The organism is Nocardioides turkmenicus (assembly GCF_011045035.1).
GTDB classification, from domain to species: domain Bacteria; phylum Actinomycetota; class Actinomycetes; order Propionibacteriales; family Nocardioidaceae; genus Nocardioides; species Nocardioides turkmenicus.
In genome coordinates this window covers 187,140-204,648 of the sequence record NZ_JAALAA010000008.1, presented here as the reverse complement: position 1 = coordinate 204,648, position 17,509 = coordinate 187,140, and the positions used below count along the sequence as shown (strand labels likewise).

The window sequence follows — 17,509 nt, the reverse complement described above, 5'->3', positions numbered from 1 at the left end:
ACACTCAGCGGCCACACTGGCCTCATGCACCTCATCGTCCTCTTCGGCCCCCAGGCGGTCGGCAAGATGAGCGTCGGCCGGGAGATCGCGTCCCGGACGACGTACCGCCTCCTGCACAACCACGCCACGATCGAGCCGCTGCTGGAGGTCTTCGACTGGGGGACCGAGCCGTTCGACACGCTGAAGAGGGAGTTCCGCAGGCGGGTGATCGAGGAGGCGGTGGCCTACGACCTTCCGGGGCTGGTCCTCACCTTCGCCTGGGCGCTGGACGTCCCCGCGGACACCGAGGAGGTCGAGTGGATGATCGCGCCGGCGGTCGAGGCGGGCGCGCGGATCGACTTCGTCGAGCTGTACGCCGACGTGGCGATCCGGCTCGCCCGCGAGGGCACGCCCGAGAGGCTGGCCTCGAAGCCGTCCAAACGCGACACCGAATGGGCCCGCCGAGACGTCATCACGTCGAACGAGCGCTGGGTGCTCTCGACGGGTCCCGAGGTGCCGTTCCCGCTCGACCACCCGCACTTCGTCATCGACAACACCGATCTCTCGGCAGCCGAAGTGGCCGAGAAGATCATCGCGCGTCTGGGGCTGCCGACCTGAAAGCCCCCGTCACCGGCGGGGATGTGGTCCAATCCGGCTGTGGACCTCGCGCTTGACCTGACCGACCGCGCCGTACGATCCGCGTCGCTCTACGGGGCGCTGCGCGACGCCCTGGCCGACGGTCGGCTGAAGGTGGGCGACCGGCTGCCTGCGAGCCGCGCGCTGGCGTCCGATCTGGGGATCTCACGCAACACCGTCGCGACGGTCTACGAGCGCCTGGTCGCCGAGGGGTTCCTGGAGTCGCGCGTGGGCGCGGGGACGTACGTCACGACCGCCGCGCGGCGACCCCAGGGCGGCACCGTGGGAGCGCTGAGCCCGCGTCCGGGCTGGCGGTGGGCGCCGCGGCCGACGAGCGGGGAGGCGGCGGTCCCGGCGTACGACCTGCGGGTGGGCGTCCCCGACGCCGAGCTCTTCCCGTTCGACACCTGGCGGAGGATCCTCGCGGCCGAGTCGCGGCTGCGCGGCCACAGCCCCGGGACGTACGCGTCCCCGGCCGGTCTGCCGAGGCTGCGCGAGGCGCTCGCGCACACGGTCGCCTACCACCGCGGGGTGCGGGCCGACCCGGGGCAGATCGTGGTCACCAGCGGCACGCAGCAAGCGCTCGACCTTGTCGCCCGGGTGCTCCTCGAGCCGGGTGACGTCGTCGCCGTCGAGGACCCGGGCTACCCGTCCGCGATCGACCTCTTCGCCTCCCACGGCGCCCGCGTCGTGCCGGTCCCGGTCGACGAGGAAGGGCTGGTGGTCGACCACATTCCGGAGGAGACCAGGCTCGTCTACACGACCCCGAGCCACCAGTTCCCGCTCGGCGTACGCCTCTCCCTCCCACGCCGTCGAGCGCTCCTCGCCTTCGCGGAGGCCCACGACGTCGGCATCGTCGAGGACGACTACGACAGCGAGTTCCGGTTCACCGAGCGACCCCTCGAGCCGCTGCACGCCCTCGACGACCAGGGCCGGGTGATCTACGTCGGCACCTTCTCCAAGTCGCTGCTGCCCAGCCTGCGCACCGGCTACCTGGTCGCCCCGGGCTCCCTCGTCGACAGCCTCCTGGCCGCCAAGCAGCTCGGCGACGGCTTCGGCCCGGTCCAGCCACAGGCCGCCCTGGCCCGCTTCCTGGAGGAGGGCCTGCTCGCCCGCCACGTCCGCAAGGCGTCCAAGACGTACGCCGAGCGCCGCTCGATCCTGCTCCAGCACCTCGACTCCTGGCCGGTCGAGGTGCTCCCGTCGGCCGCCGGGCTGCACCTCTCGGCCTACGCGGAGCTCCCGGCCGACCTGTCCGAACGTGCCGCCACGGAAGGGCTGGCGCTGGACACGATCGCCACTCACCGTCTGCTGCCCGGTCGCGACGGTCTCTTCCTAGGCTACGGAGCCGTCCGGACCGACAGCCTCCCGCGCGGGCTCGAGCGCCTCGGCCAGCTCACGGGCTGGGCGTGAGGTGGCTCGGCGGGAGCGGGCCAGCGACCACACCAGCCCGGCGCCGCCGCCGAGCACCGGACCGAGCAGGTGAGCGCCGGTGAGGCCCAGCAGCACCAGTGCCGCGACCATCGAGCAGATCGCCGCCCACCAGGACCCGGTGCCACGGGGGAGCAGCCGCAGCGCGGCCGCCGCCCCCACCACGTAGAGCAGGGCGAAGGTCCCCGACGCCATCAGGAGGAGGGCGTCGGTCGACGCGCCGGCCGCCCAGATGGCGGTGAGGGAACCGAGCGCCACGGCAGCGATGGCGAGCAGGGAGCGGCGCGGGATGCCGGTCGCGGGGTCGGCCAGGAACCGGGGCAGCGCGCCCTCACGGGCCAACGACGCTCCCAGCCGGGAGCCTCCGGCGAAGTAGGCGTTGATCGCCCCGATGGTCAGCAACACGGCGACGACGGCGGTCACCGGCCGCGCGGGCTCGCCGAAGCCCAGGACGAGCAGGTCCGCCAGCGGCGCGGCGCCGGAGGTGGAGTCGAGCGAGGCGACGGTCGCGAACGCGATCCCGAGGTAGAGCACGGTCACGACGCCGAGCGCCAGGAACGTCGCCCGCCGGATGTCGCGCGCCGGGTCGCGATACTCGGCCGAGAGCGAGGACAGGATCTCCCATCCCGCGAACGCCCACACCAGCATCGCCGCGGCGGTGCCGACCGAGCCCCATCCGTGCGGCGCGAAGGGCGTCAGCCGCCCCAGCTCGGCGTGCGGCAGCGCCACCAGGACCGCCACGGCGAGCAGCACCGCGATCGCCCCGGCGATGCCGAGCTGCACGCCCCCGGACACCTTGATCCCGAACCAGTTCATGACCGTGACCAGCACGATGATCGCCGCCGTCGCCGCCAGCGACATGCCGTGGCCGCCACCGAAGGCGTCGGCGACGTACGCCCCGCCGAACCCCGCCGCGACCGGCGCCCCCACGCCGATGGTCAGGTAGAAGGCCCAACCCACCATGGTGGAGACGTGCGCGTTGAACGCGAGCCGGGCGTACGTCGCCACCCCGCCGCCGTCCGGGTGCCGGGCCCCCAGCGCGGCGAAGGTCGCCGCCAGCGGCACCGAGAGCACGATGAGCGCCAGCCAGGCCACCAGCGAGGCCGGTCCGGCCTCGCTCGCCGCCAGGGCGGGCAGGGAGATGACACCGGTGCCGAGCACCGCACCGAGGGTGAGGGCCGCGCCCTGGGGCACGGAGAGTCCGTCGTTCTTCACGACGGAGACGCTAGTGAGCGCGGAGCCCCTTCCGCCCGGCCAATCCGGCGCCGGTCTCCTGGGCCAATCCCGCCCCGCTCAACGGACGTTGCGCCGCACCCGTTCCTCGTACGCCGCCCGAGCCGCCGGGTCGACGCCGGCGAGCAGCTGCGAGGCGTTGGTCGCGCGGTCGACGAAGTCCTGGAACCGGCGCGGCATCGCCTGGGTGATCTTGGTCAGCGACTGGGCCCAACCAGGCACCCAGACCTCGGGCCGCGGCTCGCGGATGACCGACTCGATCGCCTCGGCGACGTCCTCGGCGGTGACCGGCTTCATCCCCTTGGCGGGCGGCACCCCGTCGGAGAGCTCGGTCTGCACGACCGCCGGCAGGATGAGCGAGACGTCGACCCCCGCGGGCGCCAGCTCGAGACGCAGCGCCTCGGAGAAGCCGACCACGGCGAATTTCGAGGCCGAGTAGGTCGCCGCGTCCGGCACCGGCACCCGGCCGACGGCCGAGGCCACGCTGACGATGTGGCCCTGGCCCCGGTCGACCATGGCCGGAGCGACGGCCTTGATCCCGTTGATCGGGCCGTGCACGTTGACCTCGAAGATCGCCCGGGTGAGCGCGTCGTCCTCCTTCAGGACCGAGCCGAGCGGCATGATCCCGGCATTGTTGACCAGCACGTCCCAGGGCCCCAGGTCGGCGACCGTGTCGAGGAAGCCGCGCCACGAGGCGGGGTCGGTGACGTCGAGGTGGGCCGCGCTGACGCGGGACCCGAACTCGGAGACCACGTCCGCGAGCAGGTCCGGGTCCAGGTCGCCCACGGCCACCCTCGCCCCGCCGCGCGCCAGCCGCTCCACGGTGGCGCGACCGATGCCCCGAGCGCCGCCGGTGACGATGACGGAGGTTCCCTCGATCTGGCGTGTCATGACTCTCCTTCGGTGGTGCGGACCATGCTGCGTACGGCTTTCCGGTCGGTCTTGCCCACGCTGGTGACGGGCACGGCGTCGAGGATCCGGACCTCGCGCGGGTACTTGTGGGCCGCGAGCCGCGTCTTCGCGAAGGCGATCAACTCCTCGGACGTGGTGCGGGCGCCGGGGTGGAGCGCGACGACCGCGACCACCTCCTCGCCGCGCTGGGCGTCGGGGCGGCCCACCACCGCCGCGGCCGTGACCGCCTCGTGGGCGAGGAGGGCGTCCTCGACGTCACGCGGGAAGATGTTGAACCCACCGCGGATGATCAGGTCCTTGATCCGGTCGTCGACGTAGAGGTAGCCGTCGGCGTCGAAGTGGCCGATGTCGCCGGTGTGCAGCCAGCCGTCGACGACGGTCGCGGCGGTCTGCTCCGGGTCGTTCCAGTAGCCCTGCATCACCCCGGGGCCACGCACCCAGATCTCGCCCTCCTCACCGGCGGGGACCGGCTCACCATCAGGGCCGGCGATGATCACCTCGGCGTGGGAAAGCGGCTTGCCGACACTGCCGGGCCGCGACTCCTCGATCGTCGAGGCGGCGATCACCGCGCTCGACTCGGTGCAGCCGTAGCCCTCCAGGATCGTCACCCCGAAGGCCTCCTCGGCCTTCTCCCGCAGGGCCGGCAGCAGCGGCGCGCCGCCGCTGCCGAAGGAACGCAGCGAGCTCAGGTCGTAGTCCTGGTAGGGCTGGTCGAGCAGCATCTGCAGCATCGACGGCACCACCGTGCTCGACTCCCCCCGGTGCTCCTGGGCGAGCTCGAGCCACCCCTTGGCGTCGAACCACCGCTGCAGCACCGAGGTCTGCGGGCGTGAGGAGTGCAGACCGCTGATGACCACGATCAGGCCGTACGCATGGGAGAGCGGCAGCGGCAGCAGCCACCGCGTCGTGCCCTGGCTCTCGCCGACACGGTGGAGGGCGTGCCCGGACTCCCACAGTCCGCGGTGGCTGAGCATCACGCCCTTGGCCCGCCCGGTCGTGCCGCCGGTGTAGAGCAGCGCCGCGAGGTCGTCGTCACCGCGAGGCGCGATGTCGATCGGGTCGGCGCTCTCCAGGCTCTCGTACGCCACCACGTCGGTCTCCTCGCCCGTGGGGCCGGCGACGATGACGGTGAGCCCGAGGCCGTCCCCGGCCGCCCGGACCAGCGGCAGCAGCTCGGGCGTGACGATGGCCGCCTTGGCACTGGAGTCCTCCAGGATGTGACGCAGCTCGGGCGGTGTCTGCAGGAAGATCACCGGCGTCACGACCGCGCCGACGCGCCACAGGGCGCGGTAGCTGACGAAGACCTCCGGGGTGTTCATGGTGAGCACCACGACCCGGTCGCCGGGCTCTATCCCGAGCTCCCGGAGGCCGCCGGCGACCCGCGCGGACCGCTCGGCGATCTCTGTGGAGGAGTGCCAGGTGCCCTCGAAGAAGACCATCGGGTGGTCGCCGTGGCGGGCATAGGACTGATCGGCCAGCACCGCCAGGTTGTGCTCGCCAGGTTGCGCGACGGGCGCGCTCATCGGACGCCCAGCTTCCGCAGCGCCTTGAGCTGGCCGTTGCCGAGCTGCACGAACTTCTCGATCGTCTGTCCCTTGAACGGCCCGATCGGCCCCATCCGGGAGGCGGCGAGGGTCTGGGCGTCGGTGAACTTGCGGATCCCGTCGGCGCCGTGGCGGCGGCCGAGCCCGCTCGATCCCATGCCGCCCATCCCGGCCTCGATGCTCCCGGCGGCGAGCGCGGCACCGTCGTTGATGTTCACCGCGCCCGCGCGGATCCGGCGGGCGATCATGTCGGCCTCGCGTACGTTCTTGCTGAACACGCTCGCCGAGAGCCCGGCCTCGCCCTGGTTGGCGATCCGGACCGCCACCTCGTCGGTGTCGGCGCGGTAGAGCGCGACGACCGGACCGAAGGTCTCGCCCAGGCACAGGTCCATCTCGGCGGTGACGCCTTCGAGAACCGTCGGGGCGAAGGCGAAGGGGCCGACCTCGGCGAGCGGCTCGCCCCCGGCCAACACGGTCGCGCCCTTCGCGACCGCGTCGGCGACGTGGGCGGTGACCTTGTCGAGCTGCGCCTGCGAGGCGAGCGACCCGACGTCGGCGGAGTAGTCGAAGGTCTGCGCGACCACCTGGCTCTCCGTCTCGGCGACCAGTGCCTGGCGGAAGGCGTCGTAGACGTCGGCGTGCACGACCACCCGCTCGATGTGGACGCACATCTGGCCGGTGTTGGCGAAGGCGGCCATCACCGTGCCGCGCGCGGCCTGGGCCAGGTCGGCGTCGCGGCGGACGATCAGCGGGTTCTTCCCGCCGAGCTCCAGAGAGGCGCCGATCAGCCGGCCGGCGGCACGCTGGGCCACGATCCGTCCCGTCGCCGTCGAGCCGGTGAAGGCGATGTAGTCGACGTTGTCGATGACCGCCTCACCGGTGGCCGCTCCCGGTCCGGTGACGACCTGCCAGACGTGCTCGGGCAGCCCCGCCTCGGCCATCAGCGCCCGTGCCCACAGCAGCGTCAGCGGCGCCTGTGGGTCGGCCTTGCTGATCACGGCCGCGCCGGCGAGGAGGGCCGGGATCGCGTCGCCGACCCCGAGGTAGAGCGGGTAGTTCCAGGGCGAGATGATCCCGACGACCTTCTTGGGGACCCGCACCTCCTTCACCGAGGTGACGCCGGGGACGGCCCCACGGACCCGCTTGTCGGCGAGGTAGGCCGGGCCGCGCTTGGCGTAGTGGCGGGCGATCGTGCCGACCTGCAGGATCTCCTGCCAGGCGTGGAAGCGGGCCTTGCCCATCTCCCACTGGATCAGGTCGAGCACCTCGTCCTGGCGCTCGACCAGCAGGTCGTGGAAGCGGAGCATGACCTCGGCCCGGTCCTGGAAGTCGAGCGTGGCCCAGTCCGGCTGGGCCGCCCGCGCGGCGGCTGCCGCCTCGGCGACGTCCGCGGCGGTGACCGACGGCACCGGGGCGGTCGGCTGCGCGTCGTAGGGTGCGACGGCGGTCAGGGTCCCGTCGCCGCCGGAGACCGGAGCCGACACCCACCGGGTCCAGGAGGCGAGCCGTGACTCGTCGATCCAGCCGGGACGTACGCTCGGGGCCTCGGTTGTCTTCGTCGTCATCGATCTCCTCGGATCCGGGTCAGGTGGATGGGGTTGCCGTCCTTCGGGAACGGCAGCGAGCTGTTGTCGAGGGGCGCGCGGTAGCCGGGGGCGACGCTCCACCGGTAGCCGCGCAGGAGCCGGTGGAGGATCGACTTGACCTCGAGGCCGGCGAAGTAGAGCCCGATGCACTTGTGCACGCCGCCGCCGAACGGCTCCCACGCCATCCGGTGGCTCTTGTCCTCGCGCAGGTGGGGCGCGAAGCGCTCCGGGTCGAAGACCGTCGGGTTGGTCCAGTAGTCCTCCATCATGTGGCTGAACTGGACCCCGACCATCACCGCGGTGTCCGCCGGGATGCGTACGCCGAGGAGGCGGGTCTCCTTGACCGTGCGCCGGATCAGCGCCGGCACCGGCGCGCGCAGGCGCAGCCCCTCCTTCATCACCAGGTCGAGGCTGGTGAGGCTCTCGAGCTCGGCCATCGTCGGCGCCGGGCCGCGAGCGAGGGACTCCTCGCGGCAGCGCTGCTGCCATCCCGGATGCTGGCCGAGGTACTGCAGCATCGTCGAGGTCGTGATGGTCGAGGTGTCGTGGGCGGCCATCATCAGGAAGATCATGTGGTTGACGACGTCCTCGTCGCTGAACCGCTCGCCATCGTCGGTCTCGATGTGGCACAGCACCGAGAAGATGTCGTCGGTCGCCTGCGCTCGTTTGGCCGGCAGGTAGTGGCGCAGGAAGCGCTCGAGCACCTTCCGGCCGCGGAAGGCGCGGCCCCAGCGGGTGAACGGCACGTCAGCGCGTACGACGCCCGCGGCTGCCTGCACGCAGGCGATGAACGCCCGGTTGACCCGGTCCATCTCCGCGCGGCTGGTCTCGGCCGCGCCACCCATGAAGATGTCCGCGGCGATGTCGAGGGTGAGCTGCTTGAGCCTCGGGTAGGCCGGGAACGCCGGCGCGTCGGGCCAGCCACGCATGCCCTGCGCGATCGCCGGGTGCATCGCGGTCGTGTAGGTGGCGAGCCGGTCGCGGGTGAAGGCCTCCTGCAGGATGCGGCGGTGGCTGTGGTGCTCCTCGAAGTCGAGCAGCATCAGACCCCGGTCGAAGAAGGGACCGACGATCTGCCCCCACGCCGGCCCGTTGGCGTACGCCTTGTCCTTGTTGCGCAGCACCGCCTCGCACGCGTCCGGCCCGAGCACGACCACGCCGGTCTCGCCGGCCCGGAAGAACGGCGAGACCGGGCCGTACGTCTCCCACTGGTGCCGGTAGAAGCCGACCGGGTCGCGGGAATAGTCCAGCAGCCGCCCGACCCAGGGGAGGCCGCGGTCGCCGGGCGCGAGTCGTGGGACCTCGCGAAGCGTCTCGGTGGCTGTCATGGCGTCTGATCCATCGTGTCCGACCTCCCGGTCCCGAGTGACGTGTCCGAGGTTAGTCAAGTAGAACGTGTTCCCGCAGGCGTTCGGCGGGCATGGATGCGACCCGGGCGTTGTTGAGGTGGACGTGGAGAGCTACGAGTCAGTGGTGATCGGTGCCGGTCAGGCCGGGCTGTCGGCGTCCTACCACCTCAACCGGCTGGGCGTACGCCACGTGGTGCTCGACGCCGAACGGCGCCCCGGTGGCGCCTGGCAGCACCGCTGGGACTCCCTGACCATGCACGACGTGCACGGCGTGGCCGACCTGCCGGACGGGCGGGCGCCGGGGGAGTCCGGTGAGCGGGCCAACGTGGCCGTGCCGAGCTGGTTCGGCATCTACGAGTCCCTGCACTCGCTGCCTGTGGTGCGTCCGGTCTCGGTGAGGTCGGTGACCTCGGTCGGGGATCTGCTCGCGGTGCACGCCGCCGACGGGCGGACCTGGTTCACCCGGACTCTCGTCAACGCGACCGGCACCTGGACGCGGCCGTTCGTCCCGCACTACCCGGGCGCCTCGACGTTCCTGGGGGAGCAGGTGCACACCCACGACTATCCGGGTGCTGCTCGCTTCGCCGGGAAGCGGGTCGCGGTGGTCGGCGGGGGCGCTTCAGCGGTGCAGTTCCTCGGCGAGCTCGCGCCGCTCACCTCGGTGCTCTGGATCACCCGGCGTGAGCCGGTCTGGCGCTCCGACTTCGACGCCGAGCGGGGACGCGAGGCGGTCACGCGGGTGGCCGAGCGCGTCGCGGCCGGCCTGCCGCCGGCGAGCGTCGTCAGCGTCACGGGGCTTTCCCTGCGCCCGCAGGAGCAGGAGGCCGCGCGGCTCGGGGTCTACGAGCGCCGGCTCCCGATGTTCGCCCGGATCGAGCCGACCGGGCTGCGCTGGGAGTCGGGCACCTTCGAGCCGGTCGACGCGATCCTGTGGGCCACCGGTTTCCGGCCCGCGATCACCCACCTCGCCCCGCTGCACCTGCGCAGCCCCCACGGCGGGATCCCGCTGCTGCGCGAGTCCGCCGACGTCCAGACCGCGGTCACGGCTGCGTACGACCCGCGCGTCCAGCTCGTCGGCTACGGGCCCTCGGCGAGCACCATCGGGGCGAGCCGCGCCGGCCGCGCCGCGGCGCTCGCCGTTCGGCGGCAGCTGACGGACTCCGGGAGTGGCGAGGCTCAGAAGGCGCCGAGGTCGGCGGAGAGCCAGTTCTCCGGCGACAGCCGCACTGTCACCTCGGGCGGGAAGTTCGCCGCCTCCGCCAAGTAGGCGTCGGCCGCTTCGGGAGGCAGGTACCGTCGCGCCATCGCCTCCGACTCGCTCGTGGTGGCATCGGCGATCCGCACCGGGCCCTCGACCGACACGTAGCGGACCGTCGGGTCTGTCCGCTCGACCATGATCGTGCACCGTCCGGCGGCCGCGAGCAGCCGGGCCTTCAGCGAGTCCTTCCCGGTCACGAACCACACGTCGCCGCCGGGGGTGTAGTCGTACCAGATCGGCACGGTCAGTGGCCCCTGTCCGTTCTCTCTGCTTACCGAGAGTGCTGCGATCAGGGGCTGGGTCAGGAGCTCTTGGCGGTCTGCTAGTGGGATTCCCATACTTTGACCGTACGTCGCGGGGGGTATCGCTGGTCGAGCCGCCGGAGCCGCTAGGCGGAGGCGTGTCGAGACCAACACAGTTCCCTGCCGGAACGTCCTGCCAAGGGCCGGTGTGGGCCGCCGACCCGTTCTCGAGGGTGTTCTCGCCGGACCCCGGAGTAAAGGACGGCCTTCGGCCGCCGGCTTCGCCGCCCGCTTACGCGGTCCTTGACACCGGGCCCGGCGAGAAAAAGATTTGGCTGGCTATCGGGGCGGCGGCCCGGGTGTGGCGCAGCAGAAGAGTGTCGTTCGCTGACCGCGAAAGTAGGCTTTGACCTGGGAAAATAGGTTCTCCCCGGGGGTGGTTCTGAAGTAGAATCAGGGCTACCGCAGCACACCCCTTGAAGGCGGGAAAGCGATGAGTCTCGGGCGCGGGATCGACCACTGGGGAACCAACCCCAGCGACTCGATCGACGCTGCCGTGACGGCCATTGAGTCCTCTGTTCAAGACCTGCTCGCCAGTGATCCGGCGTATTGGCGGACCGGGCAGAAGAAAGACCTCCTCCAGCGGCTCGAGAAGCTCCAAGCCCAACAGGCCGCGCTGAAGCTGCGGGTGCTCGCCGCGGCTGCTGACATCGTCGAGGAGACCGGTGCCCAGGACGCCTCCGGGTGGATGCGGACCGAACTGTTGGTCGACAAGACGGTCGCCCGCGCCCAGATCAAGCTGGCTGCCGGGATCGCGAAGTATGACCTCGTCGCCGAGGGTCTGGCCGAGGGTGTCGTGTCGCTGGACAAGGCGCGGGTGATCACCAAGGCCCTCGACAAGGTCGACAACGATCCGGTCGCCAGCGCCGACGACCTGACTCTCGCCGAGAAACTGATGGTCGACTACGCCACCCAGCTGACCGCCAACGAACTCCGGATCGTCGGCAACCGGATCCTGCGCGAGATCGACCCCACCCGGTTCGAGGACGCCGAAGCCAAAGTCCTGCTCGCTGAGGAAGAACGCGCCCAGCAGAAGACCGCGCTGCGGGTGTGGGACAACCACGACGGCACCATCGGATTCGACGGCGTCCTCCCGACCTGTGCGGGGATGCGACCACCATCAACGTCGTGATCTCCCTTGAGGAGCTCCGCAAAGACCTCGGAGTCGCCACCCTGGGTTACGACGAGACCAACGGCACGGTGATCTCCGCCGCCGAGGCCCGCAAGCTCGCGTGCAACGCCACCATCATCCCCTGGGTGCTGGGCGGCGACAGCGAAGTCCTCGACGCCGGTAGGGCCAGCAGGTTCTTCCAGCCCACCCAACGCAAAGCACTCCGGCTACAAGCCAAGTGCTGCCAAGCCGAAGGCTGTGACATGCCACCGGAGTGGTGCGACGCCCACCACCTCGAACCCTGGGCTGCCGGTGGGAAGACCAACCTCAACGAAGGGGCGCTGCTGTGCCCGCATCATCACCGCCTGGCGCACAACCCGGCCTACGTCCATGAGCGCCTTCCGGACGGCACCATCCGATTCACCCGCCGACCCTAGGCACGCGAGCAGGAAGCGGAAGGGTGGGCGCGGAGGGTGACAGGCCGCGTTTCGCCCGGCATCAGTCCGATGACGCGGGCTGCTTGCGGTGGGCGGCGTTGAAGCGGGCTTTCTTCTCGCGGTTGCCGCAGGTGTTCATCTCGCACCATCGGCGGGTGCGGCTCCTGCTGGTGTCGAAGACGGCGGCTTGGCACGTCGGCGACGCGCACAGGGCGAGTCGTCCGTCCCGCTCGCCGGAGATGATGCTGATCGCGTCGGAGGCGATCACTCCGAGTGTGTCCACGATCCCGGATCCCGATCGGAGCTGCCATCGGCGGGCGCCCTCGGCCGTCAGGATGGCTGAGGCCCGGCCGTCGGTGCTGCGCTCGTTGATGACACGGACCGCGGGCTCGGGGAGAGGCTCGTCGAGAGCGGCCGCTGTCGCCGCGGCGTGGATCGACTCCCGTAGCTCCACGGCGAGATCGAGCTGGGCGTGCGTGCAGGAGTCGACGGCGAGACCGCTCACGGCCAGCCAGTCGAGGAGTCGCTGCGGCGTGGGAATGCGCTCCACGGGATTGCCGCGACGCTCCGACAGGGTCCCGGTGAAGCTGGTCGCGAGGATGCTACCGAGACGGAACTCAGGGAATCCGGCGGGCATGGAACCACCATAGCCGGTTTTCGAGGTCCTTCCGCCGTGTTAGAACCATCTAAGACGGTTCAGCGAGTGCCAGGAGATCCCATGTCCGATCTGACCAGCGACGTACGTCCCTTCGAGCCCCACGCACCCGATGCCGATCTCGAGGATCTGCGGGCGCGACTGGGCGCGGCTCGGCTGCCCGAGGCCGAGACGGTCGATCGCACCGCTTCTGGCCGCCGACGATGGGACCAAGGCGTTCCGCTCGCCGACCTCGTCGATCTCGTGGAGCACTGGCGCACGGCGTACGACTGGCGGGCGTTCGAGGATCGCCTGAACCGGATCGGCCAGTTCCGGACGACCGTCGACGGGCTGGGGATCCACTTCCTGCACCGCCGGTCCCCGCGCGCCGACGCGACGCCGCTGCTCCTGACCCACGGCTGGCCCGACAGTGTCGTCCGGTACACCGACGTCGTCGACGAGCTGGCCGAACCGGCGGACGAGGACGCGCCGGCATTCCATGTCGTGGTGCCGTCGTTGCCGGGGTTCGGGTACAGCGACCGGCCGGGCTCGACGGGATGGGGGACCGAGAAGACCGCGGCGGCGTGGGTGGAGCTGATGGGGCGGCTCGGCTACGCCGAGTTCCTGGCCCATGGTGGGGACTGGGGCGGCAACATCACCACGGTGCTCGCCGGGCGGTTCCCGGACCACCTCCTCGGCATCCACTCCACGTTCGCGGAAGGGCCACCAGGGCTGACCATGGACGGGCTGACGCCCCAGGAGCGGGCCTGGGCTGAGGGGACACGTGACTTCTGGCGCCATCGGGCGGCGTACGCGAAGCAGCAGGCCTCCCGGCCGCAGACCATCGGCTACGCGCTCGTGGACTCGCCGGTCGGGCTGCTCGCCTGGCTCCTCGACAAGTTCGCCGAGTGGTCCGACACCGATGACAGCCCGTTCGAGACCATCTCCCGCGATCGCGTGCTCGACAACGTCACCCTCTACTGGCTGACCCGGACCGGGGCGTCGGCGGCCCGCATCTACCACGAGAGCCACAACGCGCTCGACCCCGGGCTCCGGGTCGACGTCCCGTCGGCGATCACCATCTACCCCGGCGACGTCGAGCGCTGTCCTCGTCCGTGGGCAGAGCAGCGCTACCGGCGGATCGTCCGCTGGGGGACGCCGGAGCGCGGCGGGCACTTCCCGTCGATGGAGGTCCCGGACGTGTTCGTCGAGGACCTGCGCGCGGGGCTCGCCGCCGTGTTGGCCGCCCCGGGAGACTGAAGGCATGCGACGGATCGGTGTGCTGGGCGGGATGAGCTGGGAGTCGACGGCGGAGTACTACCGCCTCCTCAACGAGATCGCCGCCAAGCGGCTCGGCGGGCTGCACTCGGCCGACCTGCTCGTACGCTCGGTCGACTTCGCCGAGATCGAGGAGATGCAGGTCGCCGGTGAGTGGGAGCGGGCCGGGGCGCGTCTGGCCGAGGAGGCGGCCACGCTCAGCGACGCCGGCGCGGAGGTGATCGTGCTGGCCACCAACACGATGCACAAGGTGGCCGGGGCGCTGGAGGAGACGTACGGGGAGCGGTTCCTGCACCTGGGCGACACCACCGCGGCCGCGGTGCGCGCGGCCGGTGTCGGCCGCGTGGGACTGCTCGGCACCGGCTTCACCATGTCGCAGCCGTTCTACGCCGACCGGCTCCGCGGCCACGGCCTCGACGTCGCCGTCCCGAACGAGCGGGACCAGGAGACCGTGCACCGGATCATCTACGAGGAGCTGTGCCTGGGGACGTTCCTGGACAGCTCCCGCGAGGCGTACCTCGAGGTCGTCGACCGGCTGGTCGCCGACGGTTGCGAGGGGGTCATCCTCGGCTGCACCGAGATCGAGCTTCTCCTGCCGATAGAGACGTACGCAGGTGTGCCGCTGTTCCCGACGACGCGGCTGCACTGCGAGGCCGCGATTGAGGCGGCCCTCAGGCCCCAGGATCAGCGCAGTGTCGCCCACTCCTCGGCGAGGATCGCGTAGGAGAGCCCGTCGAGCCAGCCGCGGGTGCGGTGCAGCGAGTCCTTGACGGTGTGGGACTCGCGGCGCATCCCGAGGCGCTCCATCAGTTTCCAGGAGGCCACGTTGTCGGCGAAGCACTCCGCGACGACGCGGCGCAGCCCGAGGGGTCCGAAGCAGACGTCGAGCACCGCGCGCACGGCCTCGGTGGCGTAGCCGTTGCCCTGGTGGTCGGGGGCGATGGTCCAGCCGAGCTCGGCCTGGGTGCCGCTGGCCTGCTCGCGCACCTCGGTCTGTGCCCACGGGTCGGTGATCCGCAGCATCAGGTCGCCGACGATGACGCCGTCGCGTTCGATCACCAGAGCGGGCTCGAGGACGTCGGGACGCTCGAAGATCCGGCGGTAGGCGTCGATGTCGGCGAACGCGCTCGTCACCCACTCGGACACCTCCGGAAGGCTCCGGAAGGCCCAGGTCGGCTCGATGTCGTCGAGGTCCATCCGGCGGATCACGAGCCGCTCGGTGTGCAGCGGCCACTCGGCCTTCACCAGCGGATCAGGGCGCGTGTCGATCATGCGCTCACCTTCGCATCTTCCTGCTCGGGGACGCCACCGAGTTCTTCGGGGAGCCCATCGTGGCGTACGACCAGGGAGGTGACCGCGCGGGTGAGACAGACGTAGAGGCGGCGCAGGCCGGTGTCGCGGTCGGGTTCGCCGGCGACGATCGCGGCCGGGTCGGAGACGACGACGTGGTCGAACTCCAGGCCCTTGGCGAGCGAGGCCGGCACCACGTCGAGATGCGCGTCGAACTCGGTCTCCTCATCCGCAGGCACCCCGATCTCGGCGAAGGCGAGCCCGGCCTCGGTCAGCTCGGCGCGCACCGCGGCCAGGGAGGCGTCGGGCACGATCAGGCCCACCGACCCGGGGCGCTCCAACGCCGCGGAGATCGCCTCGGTGACGGACGAGGTGGTGAACGCGAGGTCGCCGCGGGTGCGACGCACTGCCACCGGCGGCTCCAGGTCAGGCGCGATGTGGGGGAGGAGGCGCGCGGCGTAGGCGATCACGTCGGCCGGGACCCGGAACCCACGGGTCAGCTGCTCGACGTGGCCGTCCGGCTTGCCGAGATGGGCCAGGGCCTCCGCCCAGGACGAGGAGGCCCACGGCGTGGTCGCCTGGGCGAGGTCGCCCAGGATCGTCAGCGACCCGGTGGTCGAGCGGCGGCCGAGGGCGCGCAGCATCATCGCGGAGAGGTCCTGGGCCTCGTCGGCGACGATGTGGGCGACCGACGGGGTGCGGTCGAGGAGGTCGGCGATCTCGTCGAGGAGCACCAGGTCGGCCAGCGTCCATCGCGCCGCTCCTGCTGACCGCGGCACCTTCTCCCACAGCAGCGCCTCCTGCTCCGCCTCCGTCAGCACCCCGTCGGCGACCTCCGCCAGCCAGGCCGCGTCGGTGAACAGCCGGAAGAGCACCTTCCCCGGTTTGAGATCCGGCCACAGTGCAGCCGCATAGTCCTTGACCGGCTTGGCCCGCGCCACCGCGTCGTGCACCCGGTCGTCGGGGGAGTCGCCGGAGCGCTCCATCTGCACCAGCACCCGGTGGGCCAGGGCGCGCGGGAGCAGGGCCCGGCCAGCTGCGTACCTGAGGTCGTTGGCGCGCAGCCCCTCCAGCGCCTCCCGCGCCTCGTAGGACGGAACCCGCCAGCGCCGCGAGCCGCGTGGGACGACCAGGGCCTCCTCGGGCTCGCCGACGTGGGACCAGACCGCTCTGCGGAGCACCTCGGCCATGCGTACGTCACCCTTCAGCGTCGCCACCGGCGCGGACTCCTCCGCGCGGACGGTGCCATGCATGGCGACGAGCTCGGTGATCGTCGCCTGCTTGGCCTCGATCTCGCCGAGCGCGGGCAGCACGTCGCGGATGTAGCGCAGGAACGAGGCGTTGGGGCCGACGATCAGCACCCCGCGCCGGGTCAGCTGGTCGCGGTGCGCGTAGAGGAGGTACGCCGCGCGGTGCAGCCCCACGGCCGTCTTCCCCGTCCCCGGCGCACCCTGCACGACGATGGTCTGCGACAGGTCGGCGCGGACGAGGACGTCCTGCTCGGGCTGGATGGTGGCCACGATGTCGCGCATCGGCCCGACACGCGGCCGCTCGATCTCGGCCTCGAGGATCGCCGAGTGCTCCTGGGCGGGGCCGGCGTCGGTCAGCGACTCGTCCTCGAAGGCGGTCAGCTCCCCGTGGGAGAACCCGTAGCGACGCCTCCGCGTCAGGCCCATCGGCTCGGTCCGTGACGCCCGGTAGAACGGGACGCTGACCGGGGCCCGCCAGTCGACGACCATCGGGTCGCCGGCGCTGTCGGAGATGTGGCGCCGACCGATGTGGAAGCTCTCGCCACCCGCCGAGGCGGTCCGGTCGATGCGCCCGAAGAAGAGCGGCACCTCGGGATCGTCGGCGAGCTGCTCGAGCCGGTGCGCGAGGGTGGCGTCGAGGATCTCGGCGCTGACCCAGTTGCCGGCGGTGGAGGAGTCCAGCGACTCCACCCGCCGACGCATCCTGGCCAGGTCCTGCCGGGACGCGTCCAGGTGGGCACGCTCCGCGTCGAGGTCGTCTATGGGCATGGCTGGCTCATCGCTTCTCCGTCAGCTCTCGGTCGGCGGCCGGGTGGTTCGACCAGGGGAGTGGGGTCAAAGGCTCCAACATAGGTGACCACGAAGTGGCCGCCCAACAGGTTTATCGGCGCCACTGCTGGGCACGAGGATGCACACTTGCGTCGTGAGCCTGTTCGATCGTTTCCGACGCCGCAGCAAGATGAGCCGTCCCACGGGCGAGAGCCATACCGGGTCCACCAGGGTGCGTGCCTCGGACTCGACCGACCAGAAGCATCTCGAGCAGTTCGTCGCGACCCGGCGGGGAGTCGAGGGATTCGTCGAGCCGCGCACGGTCGTCAGCGAGGTGACCCTGCTGCTGGTCGCCCACGACGGCGAGTGGACCCGGCGGCGGGTGCCGTCGGCGCAGTGGGCGCACAAGTTCGCCAACAAGCACGGCGTCCCGTCCTACGACGCCGCGGTGGTCGGCATACCGCAGCGGATGCGCGACTACAACCGGCGCCAGAAGCAGCAGGGCTCCTAG

The 17,509-nt window shown here is 71.4% G+C and carries 17 protein-coding genes; 8 read left to right on the top strand and 9 right to left on the bottom strand.

All coding sequences use genetic code 11. From position 1 onward, the window contains the following. The first annotated feature begins 24 nt into the window (after positions 1 to 24). Both G5C66_RS11675 and pdxR read left to right on the top strand, forming a co-directional pair. Entirely contained in the window at positions 25 to 597 is a 573-nt protein-coding gene (locus G5C66_RS11675) for a P-loop nucleotide/nucleoside kinase family protein (protein ID WP_165111126.1), read from the top strand. Positions 598 to 636: 39 nt separating this feature from the next. Beyond that, positions 637 to 2,028: a MocR-like pyridoxine biosynthesis transcription factor PdxR gene (gene pdxR / locus G5C66_RS11670; protein WP_338144149.1), complete on the top strand. Its 1,392-nt coding sequence runs from the start codon at positions 637 to 639 to the stop codon at positions 2,026 to 2,028. On the opposite strand, the gene G5C66_RS11665 is transcribed toward pdxR, so the two are convergent. The 5 genes from G5C66_RS11665 to G5C66_RS11645 form a co-directional block, all read right to left on the bottom strand. After that, positions 1,951 to 3,261 carry an amino acid permease gene (locus G5C66_RS11665; RefSeq protein WP_165111124.1) on the bottom strand — a complete coding sequence of 437 codons (1,311 nt, stop codon included), beginning with the start codon at positions 3,259 to 3,261 and terminating at the stop codon, positions 1,951 to 1,953. The two genes, pdxR and G5C66_RS11665, sit on opposite strands and share 78 nt — an antisense overlap. 78 nt (positions 3,262 to 3,339) lie before the next feature. Beyond that, positions 3,340 to 4,170 (bottom strand): SDR family oxidoreductase, encoded by an 831-nt coding sequence (locus G5C66_RS11660; RefSeq protein ID WP_165111123.1) that lies wholly within the window; start codon positions 4,168 to 4,170, stop codon positions 3,340 to 3,342. Then, a complete protein-coding gene (locus G5C66_RS11655) occupies positions 4,167 to 5,714 on the bottom strand; it encodes a class I adenylate-forming enzyme family protein (RefSeq protein WP_165111122.1) in 1,548 nt (515 codons plus the stop codon). The genes G5C66_RS11660 and G5C66_RS11655 overlap by 4 nt, the downstream gene beginning before the upstream one ends. Next, positions 5,711 to 7,300: a succinic semialdehyde dehydrogenase gene (locus G5C66_RS11650; RefSeq protein WP_165111121.1), complete on the bottom strand. Its 1,590-nt coding sequence runs from the start codon at positions 7,298 to 7,300 to the stop codon at positions 5,711 to 5,713. Before G5C66_RS11650 ends, G5C66_RS11655 begins: the two co-directional genes overlap by 4 nt. Then, positions 7,297 to 8,649 carry a cytochrome P450 gene (locus G5C66_RS11645; protein WP_165111120.1) on the bottom strand — a complete coding sequence of 451 codons (1,353 nt, stop codon included), beginning with the start codon at positions 8,647 to 8,649 and terminating at the stop codon, positions 7,297 to 7,299. The genes G5C66_RS11650 and G5C66_RS11645 overlap by 4 nt, the downstream gene beginning before the upstream one ends. A gap of 124 nt (positions 8,650 to 8,773) precedes the next feature. Here G5C66_RS11645 and G5C66_RS11640 point away from each other — a divergent pair, with 124 nt between their 5' ends. Continuing rightward, on the top strand, positions 8,774 to 9,937 hold the full coding sequence (locus G5C66_RS11640; RefSeq protein WP_338144148.1) for an NAD(P)-binding domain-containing protein: 1,164 nt from the start codon (positions 8,774 to 8,776) through the stop codon (positions 9,935 to 9,937). Here G5C66_RS11640 and G5C66_RS11635 read toward each other — a convergent pair. After that, positions 9,847 to 10,266 carry a pyridoxamine 5'-phosphate oxidase family protein gene (locus G5C66_RS11635; RefSeq protein ID WP_165111119.1) on the bottom strand — a complete coding sequence of 140 codons (420 nt, stop codon included), beginning with the start codon at positions 10,264 to 10,266 and terminating at the stop codon, positions 9,847 to 9,849. The genes G5C66_RS11640 and G5C66_RS11635 overlap by 91 nt on opposite strands. A gap of 397 nt (positions 10,267 to 10,663) precedes the next feature. Here G5C66_RS11635 and G5C66_RS25985 point away from each other — a divergent pair, with 397 nt between their 5' ends. Then, entirely contained in the window at positions 10,664 to 11,362 is a 699-nt protein-coding gene (locus G5C66_RS25985) for a DUF222 domain-containing protein (RefSeq protein WP_241248437.1), read from the top strand. Continuing rightward, positions 11,281 to 11,778 (top strand): HNH endonuclease signature motif containing protein, encoded by a 498-nt coding sequence (locus G5C66_RS25980; RefSeq protein ID WP_338144147.1) that lies wholly within the window; start codon positions 11,281 to 11,283, stop codon positions 11,776 to 11,778. The genes G5C66_RS25985 and G5C66_RS25980 overlap by 82 nt, the downstream gene beginning before the upstream one ends. Before the next feature lie 61 nt (positions 11,779 to 11,839). Here G5C66_RS25980 and G5C66_RS11625 read toward each other — a convergent pair whose 3' ends face one another. Next, complete coding sequence (locus tag G5C66_RS11625) at positions 11,840 to 12,415, bottom strand: CGNR zinc finger domain-containing protein (RefSeq protein WP_165111118.1); 576 nt, start codon at positions 12,413 to 12,415, stop codon at positions 11,840 to 11,842. A gap of 81 nt (positions 12,416 to 12,496) precedes the next feature. On the opposite strand from G5C66_RS11625, the gene G5C66_RS11620 reads away from it, so the two are divergent. Then, positions 12,497 to 13,672 carry an epoxide hydrolase family protein gene (locus G5C66_RS11620; RefSeq protein ID WP_165111117.1) on the top strand — a complete coding sequence of 392 codons (1,176 nt, stop codon included), beginning with the start codon at positions 12,497 to 12,499 and terminating at the stop codon, positions 13,670 to 13,672. A gap of 4 nt (positions 13,673 to 13,676) precedes the next feature. Further along, on the top strand, positions 13,677 to 14,414 hold the full coding sequence (locus G5C66_RS11615; protein WP_165111116.1) for an aspartate/glutamate racemase family protein: 738 nt from the start codon (positions 13,677 to 13,679) through the stop codon (positions 14,412 to 14,414). On the opposite strand, the gene G5C66_RS11610 is transcribed toward G5C66_RS11615, so the two are convergent. Continuing rightward, positions 14,375 to 14,962: a GNAT family N-acetyltransferase gene (locus G5C66_RS11610; RefSeq protein WP_165111115.1), complete on the bottom strand. Its 588-nt coding sequence runs from the start codon at positions 14,960 to 14,962 to the stop codon at positions 14,375 to 14,377. The genes G5C66_RS11615 and G5C66_RS11610 overlap by 40 nt on opposite strands. Beyond that, the gene (locus G5C66_RS11605; RefSeq protein WP_165111114.1) at positions 14,959 to 16,998 is read right to left on the bottom strand and encodes a HelD family protein; all 2,040 of its coding nucleotides are present in this window, start codon (positions 16,996 to 16,998) and stop codon (positions 14,959 to 14,961) included. Before G5C66_RS11605 ends, G5C66_RS11610 begins: the two co-directional genes overlap by 4 nt. A 154-nt stretch (positions 16,999 to 17,152) precedes the next feature. Between G5C66_RS11605 and G5C66_RS11600 the strand changes: the two genes are divergently transcribed. Further along, positions 17,153 to 17,509 (top strand): hypothetical protein, encoded by a 357-nt coding sequence (locus tag G5C66_RS11600; RefSeq protein WP_338144146.1) that lies wholly within the window; start codon positions 17,153 to 17,155, stop codon positions 17,507 to 17,509.